At 68.6% G+C, this 19,114-nt stretch carries 16 protein-coding genes; 5 read left to right on the top strand and 11 right to left on the bottom strand.

The genetic code is table 11. The features are described from left to right. Positions 1-147: 147 nt before the first annotated feature. Both groL and groES read right to left on the bottom strand, forming a co-directional pair. Positions 148-1,791 carry a chaperonin GroEL gene (gene groL / locus FHP25_RS08010; protein WP_147846402.1) on the bottom strand — a complete coding sequence of 548 codons (1,644 nt, stop codon included), beginning with the start codon at positions 1,789-1,791 and terminating at the stop codon, positions 148-150. A gap of 54 nt (positions 1,792-1,845) precedes the next feature. Further along, complete coding sequence (gene groES / locus FHP25_RS08005; RefSeq protein ID WP_147846401.1) at positions 1,846-2,160, bottom strand: co-chaperone GroES; 315 nt, start codon at positions 2,158-2,160, stop codon at positions 1,846-1,848. A 334-nt stretch (positions 2,161-2,494) separates the two neighbouring features. Between groES and FHP25_RS08000 the strand changes: the two genes are divergently transcribed. Beyond that, entirely contained in the window at positions 2,495-2,761 is a 267-nt protein-coding gene (locus tag FHP25_RS08000) for an usg protein (RefSeq protein ID WP_147846400.1), read from the top strand. 92 nt (positions 2,762-2,853) lie between these two features. Here the strand turns inward: FHP25_RS08000 and FHP25_RS07995 are convergent, their stop codons facing one another. Next, positions 2,854-3,831, bottom strand: a complete 978-nt coding sequence (locus tag FHP25_RS07995; protein WP_147846399.1) for an NAD(P)H-dependent flavin oxidoreductase — start codon at positions 3,829-3,831, stop codon at positions 2,854-2,856. 84 nt (positions 3,832-3,915) lie between these two features. Here FHP25_RS07995 and FHP25_RS07990 point away from each other — a divergent pair, with 84 nt between their 5' ends. After that, positions 3,916-4,707: an HpcH/HpaI aldolase family protein gene (locus tag FHP25_RS07990; protein ID WP_218578257.1), complete on the top strand. Its 792-nt coding sequence runs from the start codon at positions 3,916-3,918 to the stop codon at positions 4,705-4,707. A gap of 16 nt (positions 4,708-4,723) precedes the next feature. Here FHP25_RS07990 and FHP25_RS07985 read toward each other — a convergent pair whose 3' ends face one another. Continuing rightward, entirely contained in the window at positions 4,724-5,032 is a 309-nt protein-coding gene (locus FHP25_RS07985; RefSeq protein ID WP_147846397.1) for a cupin domain-containing protein, read from the bottom strand. A 470-nt stretch (positions 5,033-5,502) separates the two neighbouring features. Here FHP25_RS07985 and FHP25_RS07980 point away from each other — a divergent pair, with 470 nt between their 5' ends. Next, positions 5,503-7,413: a potassium transporter Kup gene (locus FHP25_RS07980; protein ID WP_408068519.1), complete on the top strand. Its 1,911-nt coding sequence runs from the start codon at positions 5,503-5,505 to the stop codon at positions 7,411-7,413. A 161-nt stretch (positions 7,414-7,574) separates the two neighbouring features. Further along, a complete protein-coding gene (locus tag FHP25_RS07975; RefSeq protein WP_147846396.1) occupies positions 7,575-11,093 on the top strand; it encodes an FAD-dependent oxidoreductase in 3,519 nt (1,172 codons plus the stop codon). A 22-nt stretch (positions 11,094-11,115) separates the two neighbouring features. On the opposite strand, the gene FHP25_RS07970 is transcribed toward FHP25_RS07975, so the two are convergent. Further along, the gene (locus FHP25_RS07970) at positions 11,116-12,273 is read right to left on the bottom strand and encodes an MFS transporter (protein WP_147846395.1); all 1,158 of its coding nucleotides are present in this window, start codon (positions 12,271-12,273) and stop codon (positions 11,116-11,118) included. A gap of 252 nt (positions 12,274-12,525) precedes the next feature. On the opposite strand from FHP25_RS07970, the gene FHP25_RS07965 reads away from it, so the two are divergent. Next, positions 12,526-13,194, top strand: coding sequence for a protein-L-isoaspartate(D-aspartate) O-methyltransferase (locus FHP25_RS07965; RefSeq protein ID WP_147846394.1), 669 nt, complete (start codon positions 12,526-12,528; stop codon positions 13,192-13,194). A 5-nt stretch (positions 13,195-13,199) separates the two neighbouring features. Here the strand turns inward: FHP25_RS07965 and FHP25_RS07960 are convergent, their stop codons facing one another. From FHP25_RS07960 to FHP25_RS07935, 6 genes are read right to left on the bottom strand one after another with little or no spacing between them, the layout of a single operon-like run. Continuing rightward, a complete protein-coding gene (locus FHP25_RS07960; protein WP_147846393.1) occupies positions 13,200-14,363 on the bottom strand; it encodes a mandelate racemase/muconate lactonizing enzyme family protein in 1,164 nt (387 codons plus the stop codon). Further along, positions 14,363-14,770: an MAPEG family protein gene (locus tag FHP25_RS07955; protein ID WP_147846392.1), complete on the bottom strand. Its 408-nt coding sequence runs from the start codon at positions 14,768-14,770 to the stop codon at positions 14,363-14,365. The genes FHP25_RS07960 and FHP25_RS07955 overlap by 1 nt, the downstream gene beginning before the upstream one ends. Positions 14,771-14,802: 32 nt before the next feature. Continuing rightward, complete coding sequence (locus FHP25_RS07950) at positions 14,803-15,576, bottom strand: sulfite exporter TauE/SafE family protein (RefSeq protein ID WP_147846391.1); 774 nt, start codon at positions 15,574-15,576, stop codon at positions 14,803-14,805. Between the two features lie 54 nt (positions 15,577-15,630). After that, positions 15,631-16,335, bottom strand: a complete 705-nt coding sequence (locus FHP25_RS07945; protein WP_147846390.1) for an ABC transporter ATP-binding protein — start codon at positions 16,333-16,335, stop codon at positions 15,631-15,633. Further along, complete coding sequence (locus FHP25_RS07940) at positions 16,332-18,095, bottom strand: branched-chain amino acid ABC transporter ATP-binding protein/permease (protein WP_147846389.1); 1,764 nt, start codon at positions 18,093-18,095, stop codon at positions 16,332-16,334. Before FHP25_RS07940 ends, FHP25_RS07945 begins: the two co-directional genes overlap by 4 nt. Further along, positions 18,092-18,979 carry a branched-chain amino acid ABC transporter permease gene (locus FHP25_RS07935; protein ID WP_147846388.1) on the bottom strand — a complete coding sequence of 296 codons (888 nt, stop codon included), beginning with the start codon at positions 18,977-18,979 and terminating at the stop codon, positions 18,092-18,094. The genes FHP25_RS07940 and FHP25_RS07935 overlap by 4 nt, the downstream gene beginning before the upstream one ends. Between the last annotated feature and the right edge of the window lie 135 nt (positions 18,980-19,114).

The following is a 19,114-nucleotide window of genomic DNA, read 5'->3' as shown; positions in this document are numbered from 1 at the left end:
AGCCGTTGATCGGACCGTGCGGCTCCAGCGACGCTCTTCGTCGGCTGATATCATGAGCGCCGCTGGCCCGGCCCGGCCAGACCGATGACAAAAAAGGCCGGGGATTGCGCCCCGGCCTTCCTTGTTCCAAGCGGAACGGCGTCGGACTTAGAAGTCCATGTCGCCCATGCCGCCCATGCCGCCACCGCCCGGCATCGGCGGCGCCTTCTTCTCCGGACGCTCGGCGATCATCGCTTCCGTGGTGATCAGCAGGCCGGCCACCGAAGCAGCATCCTGCAGGGCCGTGCGCACGACCTTGGTCGGATCGATGATGCCGGACTTCACCATGTTGACGTACTCGCCCTTCTGGGCGTCGTAGCCATGGTTGGTGTCCTTCGACTCGAGCAGCTTGCCGACCACAACCGAGCCGTCATCGCCGGCATTCTCGACGATCTGACGCACCGGCGCCTGCAGGGCGCGGCGGATGATGTCGACACCGGCCTTCTGGTCGGCGTTGCTGGTGCGCAGCTTGTCGAGCGCGCGGGTGGCGTAGAGCAGCGCCACACCGCCGCCGGCCACAACGCCTTCCTCGACCGCAGCGCGGGTCGCGTGCATCGCGTCATCAACGCGATCCTTGCGCTCCTTCACCTCGACCTCGGTCGAACCGCCGACCTTGATCACGGCCACGCCGCCGGCCAGCTTGGCCAGCCGCTCCTGCAGCTTCTCCCGGTCGTAGTCCGAGGTGGTCTCCTCGATCTGCGCCTTGATCTGCTGGATGCGCGCCTCGATGTCCTTCTTCTTGCCGGCGCCGTCGACGAGCGTGGTGTTCTCCTTCTGGATGATCACCCGCTTGGCCTTGCCCAGCATGTCGAGCGTGACGTTCTCGAGCTTGATGCCGAGATCGTCGCTGATCAGCTGGCCGCCGGTCAGGATCGCCATGTCCTCCAGCATCGCCTTGCGGCGGTCACCGAAGCCCGGCGCCTTGACGGCCGCGACCTTGAGGCCGCCACGCAGCTTGTTGACGACCAGGGTGGCCAGCGCCTCGCCCTCGACGTCCTCGGCCACGATCAGCAGCGGCTTGCTCGACTGCACGACCGCCTCGAGCACCGGCAGCATCGCCTGCAGGCCCGAGAGCTTCTTCTCGAACAGCAGGATGAACGGGCTCTCCAGCTCCGACGTCATCTTCTCGGCGTTGGTGATGAAGTACGGCGACAGGTAGCCGCGATCGAACTGCATGCCCTCGACGACGTCGAGCTCGGTCTCGAGGCTCTTGGCCTCCTCGACCGTGATCACGCCCTCGTTGCCGACCTTCTTCATCGCCTCGGCGATCATCTTGCCGATGGCTTCCTCGCCGTTGGCCGAGATCGTGCCGACCTGCGCCACCTCGTCCGATGACGAGATCTTCTTGGCGCGGCCCTTGATGTCCTCGACCGCCGCCGCGACGGCGATGTCGATGCCGCGCTTGAGGTCCATCGGGTTCATGCCGGCGGCGACCAGCTTCGCGCCCTCGCGCACGATCGCCTGGGCCAGCACGGTCGCCGTCGTGGTGCCGTCACCGGCCACGTCGTTCGTCTTGCTGGCGACCTCGCGCACCATCTGCGCGCCCATGTTCTCGAACTTGTCGGCGAGCTCGATCTCCTTGGCGACGGTGACGCCGTCCTTGGTGATGCGCGGCGCGCCGAACGACTTGTCGAGCACGACGTTGCGGCCCTTCGGACCGAGCGTGACCCTCACGGCATTGGCGAGGATGTCGACGCCGCGCACCATGCGGTCGCGGGCGTCACCTGAAAAACGTACGTCCTTGGCAGCCATCGTTCCTACCTCTCAAAAATGGAAAATCCGTCCGCGCGGCGGCGCTGGACGGATTTAGGCGGCTTTCTTCGCGCTCTTCGTGACCTCGAGGATGCCCATGATGTCGGACTCCTTCATGATCAGGAGATCCTGGCCATCGAGCTTCACCTCGGTGCCCGACCACTTGCCGAACAGGATGCGGTCGCCGACCTTGACGTCGAGCGGCACGAGCACGCCCTTCTCATCGCGGGCGCCGGGGCCGACGGCGACAATCTCGCCTTCCATCGGCTTTTCCTTGGCGGTGTCGGGAATGATGATCCCGCCCTTGGTCTTCTCCTCTTCCGCGACGCGCTTCACCACGACGCGGTCGTGCAGCGGACGAAACTGCATGGACTCCCTCCTCCAAACATCAAACAAAGACCCCGCCGAAGACTGGGGCCAACCGGTGTCATCGCTGTTAGCACTCGATCAGATCGAGTGCCAAGGCGCGGCGCTGATCTAAGTGTCGGCCTGCCTTGAGTCAAGGCCGCGGCGGCGTGGATTGCCGTTATTTCTCCGACCGTTAGCGGCCGAGCCGGGAGGTTGCCGCAGCGGCATTCGCCAGGAATGGCAGCACTCTTACCCAATTGCTGCTAAGTTATTGATTTTTATGCAAAAATCTTGCGGCCGCAACGGGAATATGTGACTATTCACCTGCGTTCGCGTTGTCAAGGAGCATCCTCCCATGGCCAAAGCGTTCGAAAAACAGCTCAAGGACTACCGGCTGACGACGGCGGAAATCCTCTACTGGATGCCGGACCACGAGCACGTCCTGCAGACCTTCATCTGGCAGGATCTGGACATTGCCCCACGGTATCCGGTGCTGACCCGCTTCCTGGGGTTCTGGAACCGCAACCTCGACGGCAAGCTGCACCGCGTGCGCATCGCCAGCGCCGGGCTGATCCAGCCGGCCGAATTCCGGTTCGCCGACGCGATGTACCAGGTGCACTGAAACGATGGTCGGGCCGCGTCGCTCCAGCGGCGCTCAGGATGTCCGCCGCCGAAGAGCGCCGCTGGAGCGGCGCGGCCCGACCGCCGTCTTTTCTAGCCCATCGCTTGGCGCGCGGCCGCGTACTCCTTGATCGTGCGCGCCACCAGCTCTGCCGCCGACGGGATATCGGCAACGCCGGAGACGGAATGCCCGGCGCTCCAGATATCCTTCCACCGCTTTGCGCCACCAGCCTCTTCCTGCTCGCGTTCTGCGCGGTTGATGTCCTTGGCGATGTCGATCATGCCACGCGCCGGCAACCGGTCGGGGTCGAGCCCGGCCGCGATCAGGGAGGGCCGCAGGATGTTGGTCTCCAGCCCCGTCATCGCCTTGGTCAGCATCACGTCGTCCAGGCGCGATGACACCAGCATGTCCTTGTACCGTGGCGCAGCCATGCTCTCGCGCGTGGCGATGAAGCGTGTGCCCATGTAGGCGAGGTCGCAGCCCAGCGCGCGAGCAGCGAACAGCGACTGGCCATCGCAAACGCCGCCGGCCAGAACGATCGGCCCGTCCCACATCGCCCGCACTGCGCGCACGAACGCGAACGGATTGGCCCAGCCGGTCTGGCCACCGGCGCCGGCGGTCAGCAGCACCAGCCCGTCGGCGCCCGACTCGATCGCCTTCTCGGCATGGCGCAAGGTCGCGACATCGGCCAGGACGCGACAGCCGACATCATGCAGCGCCGGGATGACCGGCGCGGGGTTGCCGACGCTGGCGATCACCAGCTCGACTTTGTGCGCCACAAGCACGCGCATATCGGCATCGCGGCGTGTGTTGGAAGGATGGACCAGGATGTTAGGGCAAAGCGGCGCGCCGGGGCGGCCGTCTTCCTGCTCGGCATCGGCGATGCGCCGCTTCATCTCGACGAGCCATGCATCGAGCTCTTCCGTCGTGCGGCAGTTCACTGTCGGGAAAGCGCCGATCACGCCGGCTCGGCACGTCGCGACCATGAGGTCAGGCCCCGACACCAGGAACATGGGCGCTGCGATCAACGGCAGCGCCAGGCGATCGGTGAGCTGCTGCGGCAGGGTCATTGCCTCTCCCCTCGGCATCTTGACGTCTTGAGTTGAGCCTCGCGTAGACTGCGCGTTAACGTCGCGCAAGAGCTACGGGAGAAGATGATGAATGCCTCGGCCGCCAGGACGGGTCTGCGCGCGCATGTCGGCACGCCGGCGCCGAAGATCGGCACCTTCGTGTTCGAGTTCGTGGTGCCTGGGATCGGCCAGATCCTGAAAGCCGCCGGCGCCGACTTCGCGGTGCTCGACATGGAGCACACCGGCTTCGGCTTCGACACCGCCCGCGCCGCCGTGAAGTTCATGCAGGCCGGCGACCTGCCGGGGATCGTGCGGGTGCCGTCCAAAGCCTACGATCACATCGCGCGGGCCATGGACATCGGCGCGGACGGCATCATGGTGCCGATGGTCTCGTCGGTCGAGCAGGCGCTTCAGGCGGTGCGCGCCGTGAAGTACTTCCCCGACGGACACCGTGGCGTGGCGATGGGGCTGGCGCACGAGCGCTACCGCATGACAGGCGGCTCGCTCGCCGAGCGCTTCGCTGCGCAAAACGCGCGCACCTTGGTGATCCTGCAGATCGAGGATGGTGCCGGCGCCGCAGCGGCTGACCAGATCGCGGCGCTGGATGGCGTCGACGTGCTGTGGGTCGGCCACAACGACCTTTCGGTTTCTCTAAGAAACCCAGGTGCGTTCGACGATCCGGCATTCGTCGCCGCCGAGGCGCAGACCATTGCCGCCTGCCGGCGCCACGGCAAGTCGGCCGGCCGCCTGGCCCGCGATCCGGCAGAGGCGGCGCTCTTCGTCACACGTGGCTACGACTGGGTGTCGGTCGCCGGCGACGTGATGCTGCTGCAAAGCGCGCTGGCTGACGGCATCGCCAAGGTGCGTCCCCGGTAGGCCGGCGCCCTGCGCCCTACGGTTTCAGCTCGACCTCGATGAACACGAACTCGAAGTCGTTGGGGTTGATCACGTCGTGCTCAACGCCGGCGGCACGGGTGTAGGAGACGCCCGTGGCAAGCGCCGAGCGGACCTCCTGGGTGCCGGTCCAGATGGCGAGCTCGCCTGACGTAATCGGCACGACGACATAATCGTGGCCGTGGCGGTGCCAGCCGGTATGGCCGCCGGGCGGGAAGCGCCATTCAGTGACAATGGCGCGATCGGTCTCCAGCTGTTTCGTGCCCTTGGCCAGGACACGCTTCGCATCTTCAGGCCGCTCTGCCATCGCGCGACGCCCCCGCTCTTCGAAACCCGATGCCTGCACCCTATCACAACCTGCCGGGCGCTTGCGGACCGGTTATGTTCACCCGCTTTGAGCATAATCCTAATCTATTGAAATTACACGACAATACTTCCCAATCCAGGGAGCTTGCGGACCTTCCATCACGGCATCACTTGACTTGTGGCAGGCGCGAGCGCATCACGCGGCCCCACGTCGCCCGAGGTTCCTGCGGATCGGGCCGGACGACGATCGATGGTTGCCACCCGGCCGGGACCTTCACACTAATGAATTCTTCGGACAGCGCTGCCCCAGGCGCGTTCACCGGTGCGTCCGGGCAGCCGGGTGGCGCCCAGGATAAACCTGCTGCGGCGCAACCGCCGACCGCGCCCACCGAGCCAGAGCCGACGATCGTGGCGGCGCCCAGCGCCGCGGCGGCCGATCCGGTGTTGGGCAGCCCGACCGTGGTCGATGCGATGATGCCGGAGCACAACCCGGACAGCGCCGCTACCGAGAGCCGCCACAAAGGCGCGCTGCAGACCCTGACGCTCGGCGCTCTGGGGGTCGTCTACGGCGATATCGGCACCAGCCCGCTCTATACGGTTCGTGAGGCGTTCCACCCCACGGGCGGCCTGTCGGTCCAGGACTCGACGGCCGTGCTGGGGGTCCTCTCGCTCGTGTTCTGGGCGCTGATCCTCACCGTCACGGTGAAGTACGTGGTCCTCATCCTGCGGGCCGACAACCGTGGCGAGGGCGGCGTGCTGGCGCTGGCGCGGCTGGCATCCAATGCCTTGCCGGTTGGCGCCATCCGTCAACGCTCCCTGATCCTGCTGGCCTCGATCGTGGGCCTGACCCTGTTCTTCGGCGACGGGCTGATCACGCCGGCCATGACGGTGCTGTCGGCGGTTGAGGGCATCCAGGCCGTGCAGCCGGGGATGAAGCATTTCGTGGTGCCGATCGCGGTCGGCATCCTGACGCTGCTTTTCCTGATCCAGGCGCATGGCACCAGCCGGGTGGGCCGGCTGTTCGGGCCGATCATGTGCCTCTGGTTCATCACGCTGGCCGGGCTCGGCCTGTGGCATATCGGGCACAACCCGTCGGTGCTCAAGGCGATCAACCCCTACTACGGCTTCGTCCTCATCGAGTCCCTGGGGTGGAAGACGTTCATAGCCCTGGGCGCCATCGTGCTCGCCATCACCGGCGGCGAGGCGCTGTATGCCGACATGGGGCATTTCGGCCGCCGGCCGATCCGCATCGCCTGGTTCGGGATGGTTCTGCCGGCGCTGCTGCTCAACTATTTCGGCCAGGGCGCGCTGCTGCTGCGCCATCCCGACGTGCTCGACCACCTGTTCTTCGAGCTGGCGCCGGACTGGGCCCTGATCCCGATGATCGCGCTCGCCACGGCAGCGGCCATCATCGCCTCGCAGGCCGTGATCTCGGGTGTCTTCTCCCTGACCCAGCAGGCGATCCAGCTCGGCCTGCTGCCGCGCATGACCATCAATCATACGTCGGAGACCGAGATCGGACAGATCTACGTCCCACGGGTGAACTGGATCATGATGGCCGGTGTCATCACGCTGGTGATCGGGTTCGGCTCCTCGAGCAACATCGCGGCGGCCTACGGCATCGCGGTGACCGGCGCCATGACCATCGATGTCGGTCTCGCCGCCATCGTCGCAGCGCTGATCTGGAAGTGGAACAAGTGGACAGCCGTGGCCGTGTTCGCGGCGCTGGGCCTGATCGACGTCGCCTTCTTCGCCGCCAACGCGCTCAAGATCCCGGAGGGCGGCTGGTTCCCGCTGGCCATGGCCGTGGGCGCCTGGTTCGTGATCACCACGTGGCGGCGCGGCCGTGCCGTGCTGTACGAGAAGCTGCATGGCAACGCCATGCCGGTCGATCTGTTCCTGTCGACCATGCGCGAGGCGCCGCTGCGCGTCGCCGGCACCGCGGTCTTCATGACCGGCGACATCAACACCGTGCCGCTGGCCCTGCTGCACAACCTCAAGCACAACAAGGTGCTGCACGAGCGCATCGTGCTGCTGCAGGTGCTGACGGTCGACATCCCGCGCGTGGCCGAGGTCAAGCGGGTCGAGGTGCGCCGGCTGGGCAAGGGCTTCCATGCCGTGGTGGTGCGCTATGGCTTCATGGAGCAGCCCGACGTGCCGGGGGCGTTGTCGAAGTGCCGGGCGCATGGCCTGGCCTACGACGAGATGCAGACCTCGTTCTTCCTCGGCCGCGAGAGCCTGCTGCCGGCGGCGCGATCGACCCTTGGCCGGGCTCGCCAGGCGTTGTTCATCTTCCTGTCGACCACGGCCCTGGCATCGAAGGTGTTCTTCCGCATCCCGCCCAACCGGGCGGTGGAATTGGGTGGTCAGGTCGAGGTCTAAGTGGACCTTGTCCGCCTGGGCTGGACCGGCCACATGGATCGCATGAGATTTGGTCATTCCGGCCGCGGCGGTCCGTCGTTTGAACGGATTATCGGCGTCGGTTACAATTTAATATCGTTCGTATACAAACAATCGCGGCCGACCGGGCTGCGGGAGCCTGCATGACCGCCCTGAACTTGCAGCACGGTCTCGCCTTCGAAGACCTCTATCGCCGCGACGGGCTGGCACGCCTGGACGCTGCCTTCGTCGCCGGTCTGGCGACCGCCAATGTCGACCTGCACAACCGGTTCGTGACCGCCCGCGCCAATCCGGACGCGCTGGCGGCCAAGGACGAATCGTCGCTGCTGATCGACCTGGCGCCGCATCTGGAGGATTTCGTCGCCGGCTTGTTCGGTGTCTCGGACGAGGCCGCGGCAATGCGCGCCCGGCATGACCGGCTGATGCCGATCTACGACTGCAAGCGATTGTTCGTGCAGCGCCATGCCGCGCGGGCCGTGAAGGCACCGGAGGCGGCTGCGCTGGACGGCGCCGCCGTGACCGCCGCGGCCAACGCCGTCGCCGACGTCGACCTGGCCGATCCCAGCCTCGATCTCGAGGCGCGGGAGCTGGCCTTCGCCGAAGCCGTTCGGCGCCTGGTGGGCGGCGAGTACAAGGTCGCCGCGCCGACACCGCAGATCGACGCGCTCACGCGCTATGCCGCCTGGGCGCTCAACGCCGCCGACGGCAAGAAGCGCCACCGCCCCGGCGTGCTCTTCAAGCAGCCGCACAAGCTCGACTTCGAGCATCTGGTGCCGCTCGAGACCGAGGTGGCCGACGGCGTCACCCGGCTGAAGCTGCCGCAGGCCCTGCAGCGCCATCGCGAAGGCTTCAGCCTCACGGACGCCGGCTTCGACCTCAACCACGCGCTCGACCAGACCCAGTACTGCATCTGGTGCCACAACCAGGGCAAGGACAGCTGCTCGCGCGGCTTGAAGGACAAGAAGACCGGTGCGTTCCAGAAGTCGCCGTTCGGCGTGACCCTGGCCGGATGCCCGCTGGAGGAGAAGATCTCCGAGATGAACCTGGTGAAGGGCCAGGGCTTCTCGGTGGGCGCGCTTGCGATTGTCGCCATCGACAACCCGCTCTGCGCCGCCACCGGCCATCGCATCTGCAACGACTGCATGAAGGCCTGCATCTACCAGAAGCAGGAGCCGGTCGACATCCCGCAGATCGAGACGCGCACCTTGAAGGATGTGCTGTCGCTGCCCTGGGGCTTCGAGATCTACGGGCTCTTGACGCGCTGGAACCCGCTGGACCTGCGCCGGCCGCTGCCCAGGGCGGCCAGCGGCCGCACCGTGCTGGTGGTCGGCCTCGGGCCGGCCGGCTTCAACCTGTCGCACCACCTGATGAACGACGGCCATGCCGTGGTGGCGATCGACGGCCTGAAGATCGAGCCGCTGGCCGGCGACATATCGGGTGTCAAGCCCGATGGCGCGCGTGTGCCGTTCCGTCCCATCCGCAGCATGGACGAGCTGCGCGAGGACCTGGGCGACCGTGCCATGGCCGGCTTCGGCGGTGTCGCCGAGTACGGCATCACGGTGCGCTGGGACAAGAACTTCCTGAAGGTGGTGCGCCTGCTGCTGGAGCGGCGGGCGCAGTTCTCGATGTTCGGCGGCGTGCGCTTCGGCGGCACGGTCACCATCGAGAGCGCCTTCGCCATGGGCTTCGACCACATCGCGTTGTGCGCCGGCGCCGGCAAGCCGACCGTGATCGACATGCCCAACAAGCTGGCACGCGGCGTGCGCCAGGCATCCGACTTCCTGATGGCGCTGCAGCTCACCGGCGCCGCCAAGAAGGACTCGATCGCCAATCTGCAGATCCGCCTGCCGGTGGTGGTGATCGGCGGCGGCCTGACCGCGATCGACACCGCCACGGAGTCGCTGGCCTACTACCCGCTGCAGGTCGAGAAGTTCCTGGCCCGGCACGAGGCGCTGGTGGCCGAGCGCGGCGAGGACGCGGTCCGAGCCGGCTGGAGCGCCGAGGAGCGCAGCATCGCCGACGAGTTCATCGCCCACGCCCGCGCCTTTCGCACCGAGCGCGACGTGGCACGACGCGAAGGCCGCGATCCCGATCTCGTCGGGCTGATCAACGGCTGGGGCGGTGTCACGATCGCCTACCGCCGCAAGCTGACCGAGTCGCCGTCCTACACGCTGAACCACGAGGAAGTTCACAAGGCGATGGAGGAAGGCATCCGCTTCGCCGAGGGCTTGTCGCCGATCGGCATCGAGATCGACGAGCATGGCCACGCCAGCGCCCTGCGGGTGAGCGGCGAGCAGGGCGGCGAGCGCATCGAGGCCAGCCTCCCGGCGCGCTCGGTGCTGGTGGCCGCCGGCACCCAGCCCAACACGGTGCTGGCGCGCGAGGATGCCGAGCACATGATGCTCGACGGCAGGTATTTCCGCGCGCTCGACGAGCATGGCGAGCCGGTCGCGCCCGAGCGCGTCGCCAAGCCGACGGCCGTGCGGGTGCTGACCTATCGCCATCACGACGGCCGTGCGGTTTCGTTCTTCGGCGACCTGCACCCCTCCTTCGCCGGCAACGTCGTGAAGGCGATGGGCGGCGCCAAGCTGGGCTATCCGGTGGTGAGCCGCGTGATGAGCGCGCTGCCGCCGGCGACGCGCGCGCCCGAGGCGATCCTCGCGGAGGCCAACGCCGACTGGCGCGCCTCGGTGCATGTGGTGAACCGCCTGACGCCCACCATCGTGGAGATCATCGTCAAGGCGCCGGCGGCGGCACGCGCCTTCTCGCCGGGCCAGTTCTACCGCCTGCAGAACTACGAGTTCCACTCGCGGCGGGTCGAGGGCACGCTGCTGTCGATGGAGGGCCTGGCCCTGACCGGCGCCTGGGTCGACAAGGAAAAGGGCCTGCTGTCGCTGATCACGCTGGAGATGGGCGGCTCGTCCGATCTGTGCGACCTGCTGGAGCCGGGCGAGACGGTGATCCTGATGGGGCCCACCGGCACACCCACCGAGATCGAGCCGGACGAGACCGTGGTGCTGGTCGGCGGCGGCCTGGGCAATGCCGTGCTGTTCTCGATCGGGGCCGCCTTCCGCAAGGCCGGCAGCAAGGTGCTGTACTTCGCCGGCTACAAGCGCCTGCAGGACCGCTACAAGGTGGAGGAGATCGAGGCTGCCGCCGACGTCATCGTCTGGTCGTGCGACGAGGCGCCCGGCTTCACGCCCGGCCGGCCGCAGGACAAGTCGGTCGTCACCAACATCGTCGAGGCGATGCGCCGCTACGCCGCGGGCGAGCTGGGCGAGCAGCCGATCCCGTTCAGCGCCACCAACCGCCTGATCGCCATCGGCTCGGACGGCATGATGAACGCGGTGCGCCAGGCCCGCCATGGCGTGCTGAAGTCCTATCTCGACCCGCATCACAAGGCGATCGCCAGCATCAACAGCCCGATGCAGTGCATGATGAAGGAGATCTGCGCCCAGTGCCTGCAGCGGCAGGTCGATCCGCAGACCGGCGAGGAGACGATCGTGTTCTCCTGCTTCAACCAGGATCAGCCGCTGGACCGCGTCGACTTCCAGTGCCTGCGCCAGCGCCTGATCCAGAACAGCGTCCAGGAGAAGGTGGCGCTGCAGTGGATCGACCGCTCCCTGCGCCGTGCCGGCCTGCGGGCGATCGCGGCGGAATAGCCCGGCCCCACGTTGCACGCGGCTACGGTTGTTGCCGCGTGCGCGAGCGGAAGCTGTACAGGCCGACGATCAACGCCGGCAGGGCGCCGATCAGGAACCCGGCGCGATAGCTGTCGATCAAGGCCAGCGCGGCGCTGAAGATCAGGGGCAGGATCAGCGCACCGGCATCGCCGAAGGCCAGCACGACACCGGTCGTGCTGCCGATGCGCCCGCTGGGCGACAGGCGCGCGACCTCGGCGAGCAGCACGCCGTGCCAGCTCACCGCCGTGGCGCTGAACACCATCGTGACCGCGGCGATGGCCCAGAACGGCCATCGCCCATCCAGCGCCGCCGTGCCCGCGGCCGCGGCCGCCATGGCGATGGCCAGCGCCGCCAGCAGCGTGCCCGGCGGCACCAGGCGTGACGCCACCCAGCCCCAGCCGATGCGTGCCGGCACAGCCACCGCCACGGCGATCGCGAAGACGAAGCCGGCATTCGCAAGGTCGTGCCGAAGATCCTCCACGAGGTAGAGCACGAAGAAGCCCGTGAACAGCGACTGCAGTCCCACGAAGCTGAACATGGTGAAACACAGCAGGCGCAGCGCCGGCTGGCGCAGCACCAGCAGCGCATTGCTGCGCATGTCGGCAGGCGACAGCTTCTGCGCCGGATTGCGGTCGGTGTCGAACCGGTCGCGCAGCGGCTGCAGCGCCAGCGCCGCGCCGGCGCAGATCGCTGCGATGCACAGCAGCGTCAGCTGCCAGCCTACCGTCTCGACCAGGGCGGGCGCCAGGATCCCGGCCAGCATGAGGCCGGCCGGCACGCCGGTCTGCTTCAGGGAGAAGATCAGCGGCGCCAGGCGCGGCGGCGCAAAGCGCCCCAGCAGATGGGAGCTGGATGGAGTCGACACGGCCTGGCCGAGGCCGCTGGCGAGCGCTCCCGGCACGAAGGCGGCCACCGTGCCGCTGGCGCAGATCGCCAGCCCGCCACCCAGGAAAAGCATGCCGATCTGTGTGATCCGAAGCGCCCCGTATCGCAGGATGAAGCCGCCGCATCCCAGGGTCGCCAGGAAGGCGGCGGCCGACGACAGGCTGAGATAGACACCTACCAGCGCCGGGCTGATCTCAAGTCCGGTGACGATGGCAGGCGCCACCAGCGGCACCACAGAACGTCCCATCGTCGCGCAGGTCTGCTGGGCCAGCATCGCGGCAAGCGCTGTCTGAAGGTGCGAAATGGCACAGCTCCTGTGGGTGGGACCTTCGCGGCCGGCCGACGACCAGCGGCCCGCCGATTCGCTATCACGAATCCGCCGCCCCGGGTTCTGCAGCTTTGCAGGGCTGCCCCAAGCGACAGCGGCTTGCGTACCGCAGGTCGGGTTTCACAGGGGCCGTGCTTGGCATAGAGTGTCTTGACGCCATTTCATCGCGCGCCGGCTTGGTGCGGCGAGAGCTTGACGATGAGCGACCCGTTCACCGCGCAACGCCACGACATGGTGGAGCACCAGATCGCCGGGATGGGCATCCGCGATGCCAGGGTGCTGGCGGCGATGCGCAAGGTGCCGCGCCATGTCTTCGTGCCGGAATGGCTGCAGGATGCAGCCTACGATGACGGGCCGCTGCCGATCGGCGACGGCCAGACGATCTCCCAGCCCTATGTTGTCGCCCATATGGCCGAGGCGCTGGCGCTGCGTGATGGCGAGCGGGTCCTGGAAATCGGCACCGGCTCGGGCTACGCCGCGGCGGTGCTGGCCGAGATCGCCGCCGAGGTGCTCACCGTCGAGCGGCTGCCGACGCTGGCAGCACGGGCCCGCGCCGTGCTGGCGACGCTGGGATACGCCAACGTGCATGTCGTCGAGGGCGACGGCACCTTGGGGTGGCCGGCGGCAGCGCCCTACGACGCCATCGTGGTGGCGGCGGGCGGCCCCTCCGTGCCACCCACCTTGCGCGCCCAGCTCAAGCCGGGCGGCCGGCTGGTGATGCCCGTCGGGCATCATACCCATGGCCAGTCGCTGATCCGGGTGACGCGCGGCGACGGCACCCCGGACCGCGAGGAGCAGCTTGGGCTGGTGAGCTTCGTGCCTCTGATCGGTGCCGAAGGCTGGAAGGACGGCACCCCGCGGATCTGACGCTCTCAATCCAGGAGCGTCTTCATCACCGCCCACAGATCGTTCTTGGCCTCGAAGCCGATGCCTGGCAGATCGGGCATGCGCACACGGCCGTCGACCACGGGACAATCGTCGGCGAAGCCGCCGAACGGCGCGAACACCTGCGGATAGGATTCATTGCCGCCGAGCTGCAGGCCCACGGCGATGTTGAGCGCGAACTGATGTCCGCCATGCGGCACGCAGCGGCGCGGCGACCAGCCGTGGGCCTTCAGCATATCGAGCGTGCGCAGGTATTCGACCAGCCCGTAGCTCAGCGCCGGGTCGAACTGCAGCACATCGCGATCGGGCCGCAGCCCGCCGTGGCGGACCAGGTTGCGCGCATCCTGCATCGAGAACAGGTTCTCGCCGGTGGCGATCACGCCGTCGTACTGCGTGGCCAGCGCGGCATGGGCGAGGTAGTCGAGCGGATCAAGCGGCTCCTCGTACCATTTGAGCCCGTACGGCCCGAGCGCGCGGCCCCACTCCAGGGCGGCGGGCAGGTCGAAGCGGCCGTTGACGTCCACCGCCAGCCGCTCGCCCTCGCCGACCAGCGCCAGGACCGCCTCGATGCGGCGCAGGTCGTCGGCCAGCGCCACGCCGCCGATCTTCATCTTCACATGCCGGTAGCCGAGGTCGAGGTAGCGGCGCATCTCCGCCGTGAGCTGCTCGACGTCCTTGCCGGGGTAGTAATAGCCGCCGGCGGCATACACCCAGGCCGCGTCATCGGCCACCCCGCCGTTGTAGCGATCCGCCAGCAGGCGCCACAGCGGCCGGCGCTCGGCCTTGGCGAGAGCATCCCAGATCGCCATGTCGAGCACGCCGACGGCCACCGAGCGCTCGCCATGGCCGCCGGGCTTCTCGTTCTTCATCATCGCGGCCCAGCACCGGGCCGGATCGAGCAGGCCGCGGTCGTCGAGCAGCGCTTCCGGATCGGCCAGCTGCAGGCGCGGCATGAAGCGCTCGCCGAGCAGGCCGTGCTGGGCATAGCGGCCGTTCGAATTGAAGCCGAAGCCGACCACCGGCCGGCCATCGACGACGCGGTCGGTGATGACGGCGACCACGCTTGCCGTCATCTGGCTGAAGTCGATATAGGCGTTCGCGATCTGCGAGCGGATCGGCGCGACGATGTCACGGATGGCAACGATGCGCATCACAGCACCGCGCCGCGCGCCGCCCAGACCAGCGACACGCCGACGGCCAGGATCACCAGCCAGGTCAGGACCATGCCGATTGCGCGGCCGGCCGACGTCTCGCCGCTGCCGGCAAGCCCCCAGGCATGCGCGGCGCGGCCGACCAGTAGCGCCGCCCCGCAGGCGTGGATCAGCCATCGCGGCCCCGCCAGCATGTCGAGCAGCGCGATCATCACCAGGCAGAGCGCGGTGTACTCGGCGAAATTGCCGAACACCCGCGTGGCGCGCGTCAGCTCCGGATGACCACCGTCACCAAGGCCGACGCGGAACTTCTGGCGCAGGCGCACGACGTTCAGCGCCAGCGCCAGCCCAAGCAGTCCGATCAGCCCTGCCCAGAATGCCGTGATCAGCGGTAGGGTCGTGGTCATCCATAGCCTCGCTGTCGTCCTGTCGGCCCATCCTAGCGGATGATCAAGTCGCGCAGCAGGCCGAAAGCGCCAGCACCGAACAGGATGGCCAGCGCCACGCTGCGGTAGAGGCGCTCGTCGCGCGGATTGAACAGCAGCCGGCCGATCCAGGCTCCCACCAGCATCAATGGCAGCAGCACCAGGCCGCGCACGATCGATCCGACACCCGCCAATCCATACCAGAACATGATGCCGATCAGCGGAACCTGGGTCGCCATGTAGTAGGTGATGATGTTGGCTCGGTGCCGCGCCGGCGGGTCGTTGCCGGCCAGCAGGTACATCAGCACCGGCGGCCCGCCGACGCTGGTCGTAGCCATCATCACGCCCGAGAGCGCGCCCACCACCATGCCGGCGCCGACCGAGCGCTCGCCGCGGTAGCGGATGCCGCTCGCCATGATCAGCACGAAGACGACGATGATGCCCGACACCGTCTTGACGATGAGCCCCTTGTCGACGCTGGCCAGCAGCCAGGCGCCCAGCGGCATGGCAAGACAGACCACGACACTCATCGGGCCGACGATGCGCCAGTCGCAGTCGCCCCGCGCCGAGGGAAAGAGCTGCAAGCTGACGGCGAGCTCGATCGCCACCACTGTCGCGATCATGTCGGTCGGCCCGAACAGGACCGCGAACACCGGCGCCATCAGCATGGCCGAGCCGAAGCCCGCGAAGCCGCGCATCAGCCCGGCCACCAGCACGACCACGGCTGGAATCCAGAAGCCTGTGGCCGCGAACAACGCGGCGATGTAGGCGATGACTGAGTCGATCACGGGCGGGCAGCACGCAACGCCCGCACGAGAACACGGGCCACGCCACTGGTATCACTACGCCAGCAGCGCGGCCAGCGCCTCGTCGTCGGCCGACAGCCCCGCCGCTGGCCGCACCAGCGCGACGCGGCCATGCGCCAGCACGATCGCGGTATCGGCAATGGCCAGGGCACGCGCCGCGTTCTGCTCCGCCAGCAGCACGGCAACGCCTGATTCGGCGACGGCACGCAGGCGCGCGAACACCGCCGCGGCAATGAGCGGCGCCAGCCCCAGCGACGGCTCGTCGAGCAGCAGCACGCTCGGGCGACGGGCAAGCGCCCGCGCGATCGCCAGCATCTGCTGCTGCCCGCCGGACAGGCGCCAGGCGCGCTCACCGGCTTTTGCCGCCAGGTCCGGGAACAGCTCGAGCATCTCGGCCACACGCGCCGCGCGGGCACCGGCCGCGCCGTCGACCGCCACCTCGATGTTTTCCCGCACCGTCAGGCCGGCGAAAACGCGGCGCCCCTCCGGCACATAGCCCAGTCCGGCATCGGCGCGCCGTTCCGGCGGATGGCCGGCAAGATCACGCCCGTCCACGGCGAGCCGTCGCGCCGTGGACGGCACCAGCCCCATGACGGCCCGCATCAACGAGCTCTTGCCCGCGCCATTGGCACCCAGCAGCGCAACGACGCTTCCGGCCGGGACGGCCAGCGACACCCCGTCGACAACCGGCGCGCCGCCATAGGCGACCGTCAGCCCCTCGATCTCCAGCGTCGTGGTCATGCCTGGATCACCGCATCGTCGTCGCGGCCGAAATAGGCCCGCCGCACGAGCGGATCGCGCCGCACGGTGTCGATCGGGCCATCGGCGACGACCCGGCCACGCCCGAGGCAGATCAGCCGATCGGCGCAGGCCGCCAGGAAATCAATATCGTGGTCGACGACCAGCAGCGCGACACCGCCTTCCTGCGCCTCCCGCAGCCGGCGTGCAAGCTCGATGCGCTCGGGCCGCGAGAGGCCGGCCCCCGGCTCGTCCAGGATGAGGACGCACGGCCGCACCATCAGCGCGCGTGCCACTTCGATGAGCCGCCGTCGGCCGGCCGGCAGAGCGCCGCAGCGCATGCCTGCCTGCGCGCCCGCGCCCAGGCGGGTCAGCCAGCCCATCGCCTCGGTCCGGGCCGCGTGCCGCTGCGGCCGCGGCGTGCGCGCGAACGCCGACGTCGCGACGGCATCGAGCGCCACGGTCGTCGCCGACAGCTCGGCATGCTGGAATGTGCGCGCGAGGCCCAGGCGCGCGATGGCAAAGGCCGGCCGATGCCGCAACAGCTCGCTGCCCAGATGCACCACGCCGTCATCCGCCGGCACGACCCCGGTGATGACATTGATCAGCGTCGTCTTGCCGGAACCGTTGGGACCGATCACGCCCACGGCTTCTCCCGGTGCCAGCGTCAGGCTTACGTCATCAAGCGCGCGCACGCCGCCGAAGGCCTTGCCGACATGCGCAACGCGCAGCAGGAGTGGTGGTCGCGTGGTCGCGATCGGTGGAGCCGGCATGGCCGCCGGCGGCGTCTGGTCAGGGCTGGGCCACAGCCGGTTGCGCATCGCCGCGAGAAGAGCCGCCAGACCGTCCGGCGCTACGATCACCATCGCCAGCGCCAGCACGCCGAAGGCGATGAGATGGCGGTTCTCCAGGAAGCGGAACCATTCCGGCGCGTGCGTCAGCAGGATGGCGCCCAGCGCCGCCCCGAAGACCGCACGGTGCCCGCCGATCACGGTAGCGATCAGGCAGCCGACCATGACCGGCATGTCCGTCACGTCGGGCGACACCACCCCCACGACATGCGCATGCAGGCCACCGGCAAGGCCCGCCAACCCGGCACCGGCAACGAACGCCGTGAAGCGCAGCGCCGAGACATCGATGCCGATGCTCTGCGCTGCCAACGGATGCTCGCGCGCCAGGTCCAACGCCAGTCCGCGCAGGCCTGCCAGAGCACGCGCGACGGCCCAACCGGCGATTGCGAACAGCCCCCAGGCCAGCAGCAGCATCGGCCAGCCACGCCCGATGGCGACGCCGGCCAGTGACACTGTCGGCACGCCCGGCAAGCCATTGGCGCCACCGGTCAGGCCTTCCAGGTTCACCGCGGCCAGATGGATGAGCTGGGCCACGGCCAAGGTTGCCAGCGCGAAGTAGTGCGTCTGCAGCCGCAGCACCACCGCCCCGACCAGGGCGGCGACCAGCATCGCCGCCAGGCTGGCGGCCGGCAATGTCAGCGACAGGCTCCACGGCGCATGCAGCGACAGCATCGCCGCGACATAGGCTCCCAGCCCGAACAGCGCGCCTTGCGCCAGCGAAAGCGCGCCGACATGGCCAAAGACGAGCTGGTAGCCGAGCACGAGCAGCGCCTGCGCGCCCGCCAGGGTCGCCAGCCGCACGGCATAGGCATCACCGATAAGCGCAAGCCAAGCCAGCGCCGCAGCCGCCACGAGCAGCATCGGCGCCGGGCCACGCATGACGGCCGCGGCCGGCGGACGCAGCGTGGTCACGCGCGGCGCCCGACCGCTTCGCCGAACAGGCCCTGCGGCCGCAGCAGCAGGATCGCCAGCAGCGACAGGTAGAGCAGCGCCTGCGCCCACACTGCCGACAGGGCAGCAGACACCAGCATCTCGAACAGCGCGATCAGCAGCGCGCCCACGAGCGCGCCCGGCACGCTGCCCCAGCCGCCGATGGCGGTCGCGATATAGGCCTTCAGCATGTAGGCCGGCCCCTGGCCGGCGTTGACGAAGAACTGGTGGCCGAGCAGCGCGCCGGCCAGGCCGGCCAGGCCGCCGGCGAGCGCAAAGGCGCCAACGATCAGGCGGGTGGCGCGCAGCCCCAGCGCGCGCGCCATCTCGCGATCTTGCGCCACGGCGCGGAAGCTGCGGCCGATCTGCGTGCGTTCGAGCAGCGCATAGACGCCGGCCAGGGCGAGGCCGGCCACGAGGATGAGCGCAAGCGGCTGCCGGCCAAGCGCGATGCCGCCGATGATGACGGGGGGGCCGTCCCAGATCGCCGGCGCGGCGCGCGGCTCGGGGCCGAAGAAGGCGGTCGCCGACTGCTCGAACACCGCCGCCAGCGCGATGGTGGCCACGAACATCGCCGCCGGCGGCCGATCGCGCAGCGGCCAGAAGCCCACGGCGGCGACCACCAGGCCAACCAGTCCCGATACGATCACGACCAGCGGCACCAGCACGATGCCCGGCAACCGCAGGCCGCCGGCCGCGAGCAGCGTGCTCGCGGCGACCGCCGCGACACCCCCCAGCATCACCATGTCGCCATGCGCGAAGTTCACCGCGCCGGCGGCGTTGAGCACCAGGACGAAGCCCAGCGCGACGAGCGCGTACGCGGCACCCAGCGCCAGGGCGTTGACGAGAAGCTGCACCGTCGGCATGCGGCTATTATAGCATCGACAGTCATCCCGAGCGCAGCGAGGATCTCCTGCGGAAGACGCAACAGCGCGCCATTCGTGGGAGATCCCTCGCTGCGCTCGGGATGACAGGTGTACCCGTCCTCAAACGCGACCGTA

The organism is Vineibacter terrae, assembly GCF_008039615.1.
Lineage (GTDB): Bacteria > Pseudomonadota > Alphaproteobacteria > Reyranellales > Reyranellaceae > Vineibacter > Vineibacter terrae.
The sequence above is the reverse complement of the archived record's forward strand: the minus strand, read 5'-3'. Positions and strand labels throughout refer to the sequence as shown.

Excerpts from the sequence above, each read along its gene's own strand:
- groL (WP_147846402.1), bottom strand. The coding sequence starts at position 1,791 with ATGGCTGCCAAGGACGTACGTTTTTCAGGTGACGCCCGCGACCGCATG.
- groES (WP_147846401.1), bottom strand. The coding sequence starts at position 2,160 with ATGCAGTTTCGTCCGCTGCACGACCGCGTCGTGGTGAAGCGCGTCGCG.
- FHP25_RS08000 (WP_147846400.1), top strand. The coding sequence starts at position 2,495 with ATGGCCAAAGCGTTCGAAAAACAGCTCAAGGACTACCGGCTGACGACG.
- FHP25_RS07995 (WP_147846399.1), bottom strand. The coding sequence starts at position 3,831 with ATGACCCTGCCGCAGCAGCTCACCGATCGCCTGGCGCTGCCGTTGATC.
- FHP25_RS07990 (WP_218578257.1), top strand. The coding sequence starts at position 3,916 with ATGATGAATGCCTCGGCCGCCAGGACGGGTCTGCGCGCGCATGTCGGC.
- FHP25_RS07985 (WP_147846397.1), bottom strand. The coding sequence starts at position 5,032 with ATGGCAGAGCGGCCTGAAGATGCGAAGCGTGTCCTGGCCAAGGGCACG.
- FHP25_RS07980 (WP_408068519.1), top strand. The coding sequence starts at position 5,503 with ATGATGCCGGAGCACAACCCGGACAGCGCCGCTACCGAGAGCCGCCAC.
- FHP25_RS07975 (WP_147846396.1), top strand. The coding sequence starts at position 7,575 with ATGACCGCCCTGAACTTGCAGCACGGTCTCGCCTTCGAAGACCTCTAT.
- FHP25_RS07970 (WP_147846395.1), bottom strand. The coding sequence starts at position 12,273 with ATGCTGGCCCAGCAGACCTGCGCGACGATGGGACGTTCTGTGGTGCCG.
- FHP25_RS07965 (WP_147846394.1), top strand. The coding sequence starts at position 12,526 with ATGAGCGACCCGTTCACCGCGCAACGCCACGACATGGTGGAGCACCAG.
- FHP25_RS07960 (WP_147846393.1), bottom strand. The coding sequence starts at position 14,363 with ATGCGCATCGTTGCCATCCGTGACATCGTCGCGCCGATCCGCTCGCAG.
- FHP25_RS07955 (WP_147846392.1), bottom strand. The coding sequence starts at position 14,770 with ATGACCACGACCCTACCGCTGATCACGGCATTCTGGGCAGGGCTGATC.
- FHP25_RS07945 (WP_147846390.1), bottom strand. The coding sequence starts at position 16,335 with ATGACCACGACGCTGGAGATCGAGGGGCTGACGGTCGCCTATGGCGGC.
- FHP25_RS07935 (WP_147846388.1), bottom strand. The coding sequence starts at position 18,979 with ATGCCGACGGTGCAGCTTCTCGTCAACGCCCTGGCGCTGGGTGCCGCG.